A 5574-nucleotide genomic window follows, 5' to 3' on the forward strand; every position below is an offset into this window, starting at 1 on the left:
TATGGTAAAGTTCATATAGAAAATGAGGAAAAGAGGCGAGGATACATGGTAATGGTATCAGAGCATAATGTGAATGAAAAAGGCCACCTGTTGATAGGCGGTATTGACTCATTAGAACTTACTAAAACATATGGAACTCCGCTATTTGTATATGATTTGTCTCTTATCAGATCAAGAGCAAGAGCCTTTTTAGCTACTTTCCAGGAAGAAAATATAGGTGCTCAGGTAGCTTATGCAAGTAAAGCCTTCTCTTGCATTGCAATGTACCAAGTGATTGAGCAAGAAGGCTTGTCTTTGGATGTTGTATCAGCAGGAGAACTATATACTGCAATACAAGCAGGATATCCTCCAGAACGAATACATTTTCATGGTAATAACAAAAGTGTCGATGAATTAATGTTGGCAATGGAGCATAAGATTGGCTGTATAGTTGTAGACAATTTTTACGAGATTGAACTGCTAAAAAGTTTAACTACAAAGCTAAACCAAAAAGTAAAAATATTACTAAGAGTTACTCCAGGAGTAGAGGCTCATACCCATGATTATATTACAACTGGTCAGCAGGACTCTAAATTTGGTTTTGACTTAATGAATGGACAAGCTGATCAAGCATTTCAACAAGTTTATAAAGAAGAATTTATAGAATTGTTAGGATTGCATTGTCATATTGGGTCTCAAATTTTTGAAACAGTTGGTTTTAAGCTAGCAGCAGAAAAGCTTATCACTAAAATGATTGAATGGGATAACGTGTTTGGCTATGCTTGCAAAGTATTAAATCTTGGTGGTGGCTTCGGCATTAAGTATACCGAGCAAGACACTCCGCTGGAACCTTCTACTTATGTGAAGGAAATGATTATTGCTGTTAAACAATTAGTAGCAAATGCTAACTTAGAGATGCCAGAAATTTGGATTGAGCCAGGTCGTTCACTAGTTGGTGATTCGGGAACCTCCCTTTATACCATTGGCTCTGAAAAAGAAGTGCCGGAAATTCGGAACTACTTAGCAGTCGATGGGGGCATGTCGGATAATATTCGCCCAGCTTTATATGGTGCAGAGTATGATGCGGCGATTGCCAACAAAATGGGAACACCCAAAAAGGTTGACTATACAATTGCTGGGAAATGCTGTGAGTCTGGGGATAAGCTTATTGAGCATATTTCATTACCGAAAGCTGAACCAGGTGATATTTTAGCCGTGTTCTGTACCGGAGCATATGGTTATTCAATGGCAAGTAATTACAATCGTATGGCAAAACCGGCTGTAGTATTTGTTGAGAATGGTCAGCACCAATTGGCTGTAAAACGAGAAACATTGGAAGACCTTATTCGCCTCGACCTTCCTTATCATATAGAGAAAGGAAGAGACTAATTTGAAAAAGATAAATGTTATATTGTTTCTAATTTTATTTTTAACCGGAATAATTTGGGGAGTAGCATATTGGCTATTTATTGCCCCAAATGGTAATGTATAATTGGACAATTATCATAAAAAGTAGTAAAGTTCTTTAAAGAAATTAAAAGAGGGTCTTAAACATGTTATTTCGTTATAAAAAAGCTTATGAAAAAATTTCTATGGGTCTCTTATCTTTTATGCCCAATGAAAAAGATGTCAAAAAACTATTAGAAACGATCCACGAATACGAATCTAATCCTGATTGGCACTTGTTTGTTTGGAAAAAGATGGAAGATGTCGTCGGCATTATTGGAGTTCGAATGGTGGAAACAGATGCAATCATCCAACATATTTCTGTTAATCCTTCTCACCGAGGAGAGGGAATTGGCAAGAATATGATTCTAGCCCTATCTAATGTTTTACAAACGACTAATATTAGGTCAACGGAAGAGATCAAAGCTTTCTTTGTAAAATGTCATAAAGAAAAAGAAGAGAACTGACCTTATTGGTCATCTCTTCTTTTTTTCTTTTTTTCTCGTTCTTCAAGTATTTCAGAGCGGTCTCTAAGCATATGTTTATGAATAAGAAAATGTTGATTTATATCTTTTGATAAGGTTACCTCCTTGGTGAGGGTAAGCAGTGAATCATTTTGGATGCCAATTTGAAATGCTGTAAAAGGCTTGTGCAGCTGAATAGATTGATAGGCTTGGGTGGCATCTTTTAGCAATTGCTCTGTATTTAAAGTTTCGAAGAAGGGAGATTGTATTGTTTCTTTCATGCGTTTAATACTGCTTTTCATGGCCTTAGAAGCACCTTGAAAGTTACCACGTCGCCAGTGGTACATAGAAGTGGAAAGTAGAATGAGAGCGGCTAAAGGATGTACCTTTTGGCGTGGGGAAACTTCCTTCCAATAGTCTTCTAATAGTTCGTGGCATTCAAAATAATCTTTAGTCTCGTTAAATTCTGTTATAAAATGAACAAATTTAGAATCGAATGTAGGGTGCATTCCAATCACCTTTCCTCTATAATTATGTTTAAAATCAATATTAGGTGGAGTTTTATGTCTTACGAAGTAAAAACAGAAGCATTCGAAGGTCCACTCGATTTATTATTACATTTAATAAATCGTTTGGAAATAGATATATATGATATCAAAATGGCTGAGATCACTACACAGTACATGGAACATATCCATGCAATGCGAGTTCTCGAGTTAAATGAAGCAAGTGAATACTTAGTGATGGCTGCTACTTTGCTGTCTATTAAAAGTAAAATGCTTCTTCCAATTCATCAGGACGATGATATGGAGGATGATTTTGATATTAATTTAGACGACCCGAGAGATGAGCTAGTATTAAAGTTAATAGAGTATAAGAAATATAAGGAAGCCGCTAGTAATTTGCAGGAGTTAGAAGAAACTCGTAATCTATTTTATACGAGACCTCCGGCAGACTTAAGTGGTTACCAAAGTAATCAGCAGCTAGCTTTGTTTGAGCTAGATGTAAATGTTTACGATATGCTTGGAGCCTTTCAAAAAATGTTGAGAAGAAAGCAGCTTAATGCTCCTCTACATACTAAAGTGAGTAAGCAGGAGATCTCCATTAGGGAATCTATGACTAACGTGATTACTACTTTAAAAAAGCATAATGGAAGACTATCATTTTATGAGCTCTTTCCAACAAGAGACAAAAACACTATTGTTACGACCTTTTTAGCTTTATTGGAGCTAATGAAGCGTCAGGCGGTTTTGGTTGAGCAAAAGAGTAATTTTGAAGATTTGTTTGTTCAATTAGGAAAGGAAATTGAAATATATGAAGAAATTAAAGAGTAAAATAGAAAGTCTACTATTTGTAAGCGGGGAGGACGGTTTAACTAAAAAGCAACTGTCATTCTTAACAGATACAGAAGAAAACCAAATAGCCGAGGCTTTAGATTTGTTGATGATGGAGTATGAGGATACAGAGGACAGAGGTATCCAGCTAAAGCAGCTTGCTGGAACATACCAACTCGTTACAAAGGAAGAAAATATAGATTGTATTCAAAAGCTAGTGGAAAATCCAACTACCCAGTCTCTTTCTCAGGCATCGCTTGAGGTTTTGGCTATTATTGCATATAAGCAGCCAATTACTCGAGTGGAAATAGAGGATATCCGTGGTGTGAAATCAGAACGGCCAATACATACATTAGCTGCAAAAGGACTAGTTCAAGAAGTTGGACGTGCGGAAGGGACAGGTAGGGCTATCTTGTATGGAACTACACAGGAATTCCTTCAATACTTTGGATTAAAGGATATCAGTGCTCTACCTCCATTACCTGAAGAAATAGAGGTAGAAGACATGGAAGACACAGATTTATTTATGACCAAGTTCCAAGAAGCATTTGAAGGATAGAAATAAATGAAAAAGGAGTATTTTCCATTTATAAAAAAGCGCTTATACTAATTTTGTTTTTCCTATTTGTTAATATTGGAAGTGCACAAGCAGTATCTTCATCTTATGCTGTGATTGATGCTAAGACAGGGAGATTGTTACTTGGCAGTAATGCAGAGGTAGAGCTTCCTATTGCTAGTCTTACAAAGGTGTGGACAGCATTGACGGTGTTGGACAATGCAACTCTTGATGAGGAAATTACAATTTCTTCGGTAGCTGCTGCTCAAGAAGGATCCTCTCTCTATTTGCAGCCAGGTGAAGTTTGGACTGTTAACTCCTTGCTGCATGGACTAATGCTTCAATCAGGCAATGATGCAGCCTATGCATTAGCAGAGCATACTGGAGGTTCATTAGAAGGTTTCGTGAAACTGATGAACGAAAAATTTCAATTAGCTGGTTTAGAAAACTCTCATTTTACGAATCCTTCGGGTCTTCATAATGATGAACACTATGCTTCGGCTCATGACATGGCTAATATGTTCCGACTTGCTTTGCAAAATGAAGATTTTATGAAGATCGCATCTGCTAAGAATTTTGTTCCAAAGGAACGTTCTATCAAATGGAGAAATAAGCATAAACTTATGCATTTCAACGAGTATACAGTTGCCGGAAAAACAGGTTATACGAAAAGAGCTGGAAGAACGCTTGTAACGTATTTGAAAGACAAGGATAAAGAAGTAATAGTGGTAACATTGAATCATTCTAATGATTGGAACACTCATGTTTCTCTTGCAGAGCAAATATTCCAAAACTATTCGATGGTTCAGGTAGTTGAAAAAGGGAAATACGAGCTTTTTCAAAAAGATGTAATAGAGGTTAAAAAGGACTACTATTTACTCTTGAACAAGGAAGAAGAAGAGAAGCTAAATAATGTACTCATTATCCCGAGGAACAACAAGGAAAAGAAGCCATTTCTCTGGAAGGTAATGATTGATAAAGATGTTGCACTAGAATTTAACGTCAAGAAAGTCAAATAATTTGGAGAAGACAGTTTTTCTAAAAGACTGTCTTCTTTTATTTTCTGCAAAAGTGTGACATAATTCACTCATGTATGAAGAATGGACGAGGTGGATTACTTGGAAAGATTACAAAAAGTTTTAGCACACGCAGGTGTTGCTTCACGTAGAAAAGCAGAAGAGTTAATTTTAGAAGGAAAAGTAAAGGTCAATGGGAAAGTAATTAAGGAATTAGGTACTAAGGTCTCTGATTCAGATACAGTTGAAGTAGAAGGTGTCAAATTAGAGAAAGAACAAAAAAAATATTTCTTACTTTACAAGCCAAGAGGTGTTATCTCAGCTGTTAGCGATGACAAAGGTAGAAAGACTGTTACCGATTTACTTCCTCATGTAACTGAAAGATTATACCCAGTAGGTAGATTAGATTATGAAACTTCAGGCTTGTTGCTTTTAACAAATGACGGAGATTTTTCTTATGCACTTACACATCCAAAGTTCAAGGTGGACAAAACTTATGTCGCGCGACTTAAAGGAATACCTTTACGCGAGCAACTAAGACCGCTTGAGAGAGGTGTCGTTTTAGAGGACGGTAAGACAGCTCCTGCAAAAGTTAAGCTGCTTTCTTCTGAAAAGAAAGCAAATAAATCAATTGTTGAAATTACGATCCATGAGGGCAAAAACCGTCAAGTACGTCGTATGTTTGATGCAATTGGTTTCCCTGTGCAAAAATTAAAAAGAGAACGATTTGGTTTCTTAACTCTACACGGTTTGAACGCAGGAGAGTGGAGAGAATTAAC

Annotated in this window: 7 protein-coding genes; 6 read left to right on the top strand and 1 reads right to left on the bottom strand. The window is 36.6% G+C overall.

The window, feature by feature from the left end; genetic code table 11:
- Positions 1 to 45: 45 nt before the first annotated feature.
- Together lysA and AC06OU_RS05755 are read left to right on the top strand one after the other, a co-directional pair.
- Positions 46 to 1368 carry a diaminopimelate decarboxylase gene (gene lysA / locus AC06OU_RS05750; RefSeq protein WP_475854561.1) on the top strand — a complete coding sequence of 441 codons (1323 nt, stop codon included), beginning with the start codon at positions 46 to 48 and terminating at the stop codon, positions 1366 to 1368.
- Positions 1369 to 1532: 164 nt separating this feature from the next.
- The gene (locus AC06OU_RS05755) at positions 1533 to 1892 is read left to right on the top strand and encodes a GNAT family N-acetyltransferase (RefSeq protein WP_169361312.1); all 360 of its coding nucleotides are present in this window, start codon (positions 1533 to 1535) and stop codon (positions 1890 to 1892) included.
- Positions 1893 to 1894: 2 nt separating this feature from the next.
- On the opposite strand, the gene AC06OU_RS05760 is transcribed toward AC06OU_RS05755, so the two are convergent.
- A complete protein-coding gene (locus AC06OU_RS05760; protein WP_475854555.1) occupies positions 1895 to 2398 on the bottom strand; it encodes a DUF309 domain-containing protein in 504 nt (167 codons plus the stop codon).
- Positions 2399 to 2452: 54 nt separating this feature from the next.
- On the opposite strand from AC06OU_RS05760, the gene AC06OU_RS05765 reads away from it, so the two are divergent.
- The 4 genes from AC06OU_RS05765 to AC06OU_RS05780 all read left to right on the top strand — a co-directional run.
- Entirely contained in the window at positions 2453 to 3223 is a 771-nt protein-coding gene (locus tag AC06OU_RS05765; RefSeq protein ID WP_169361310.1) for a segregation/condensation protein A, read from the top strand.
- Positions 3204 to 3782: an SMC-Scp complex subunit ScpB gene (gene scpB / locus AC06OU_RS05770; RefSeq protein ID WP_475854556.1), complete on the top strand. Its 579-nt coding sequence runs from the start codon at positions 3204 to 3206 to the stop codon at positions 3780 to 3782. The genes AC06OU_RS05765 and scpB overlap by 20 nt, the downstream gene beginning before the upstream one ends.
- Before the next feature lie 53 nt (positions 3783 to 3835).
- Positions 3836 to 4798: a D-alanyl-D-alanine carboxypeptidase family protein gene (locus AC06OU_RS05775; RefSeq protein WP_475854558.1), complete on the top strand. Its 963-nt coding sequence runs from the start codon at positions 3836 to 3838 to the stop codon at positions 4796 to 4798.
- A gap of 99 nt (positions 4799 to 4897) precedes the next feature.
- Positions 4898 to 5574, top strand: a 677-nt coding sequence (locus AC06OU_RS05780; protein ID WP_475854559.1) for a pseudouridine synthase, incomplete at its 3' end; no start/stop codon positions are given.

The sequence above is a fragment of the Psychrobacillus sp. genome (assembly GCF_056205495.1).

What these genes read in the sequence shown, in the direction of transcription:
- AC06OU_RS05765 (WP_169361310.1), top strand. Translation starts at nt 2,453, where the DNA reads ATGTCTTACGAAGTAAAAACAGAAGCATTCGAAGGTCCACTCGATTTA.
- AC06OU_RS05760 (WP_475854555.1), bottom strand. Translation starts at nt 2,398, where the DNA reads ATGCACCCTACATTCGATTCTAAATTTGTTCATTTTATAACAGAATTT.
- lysA (WP_475854561.1), top strand. Translation starts at nt 46, where the DNA reads ATGGTAATGGTATCAGAGCATAATGTGAATGAAAAAGGCCACCTGTTG.
- AC06OU_RS05755 (WP_169361312.1), top strand. Translation starts at nt 1,533, where the DNA reads ATGTTATTTCGTTATAAAAAAGCTTATGAAAAAATTTCTATGGGTCTC.
- scpB (WP_475854556.1), top strand. Translation starts at nt 3,204, where the DNA reads ATGAAGAAATTAAAGAGTAAAATAGAAAGTCTACTATTTGTAAGCGGG.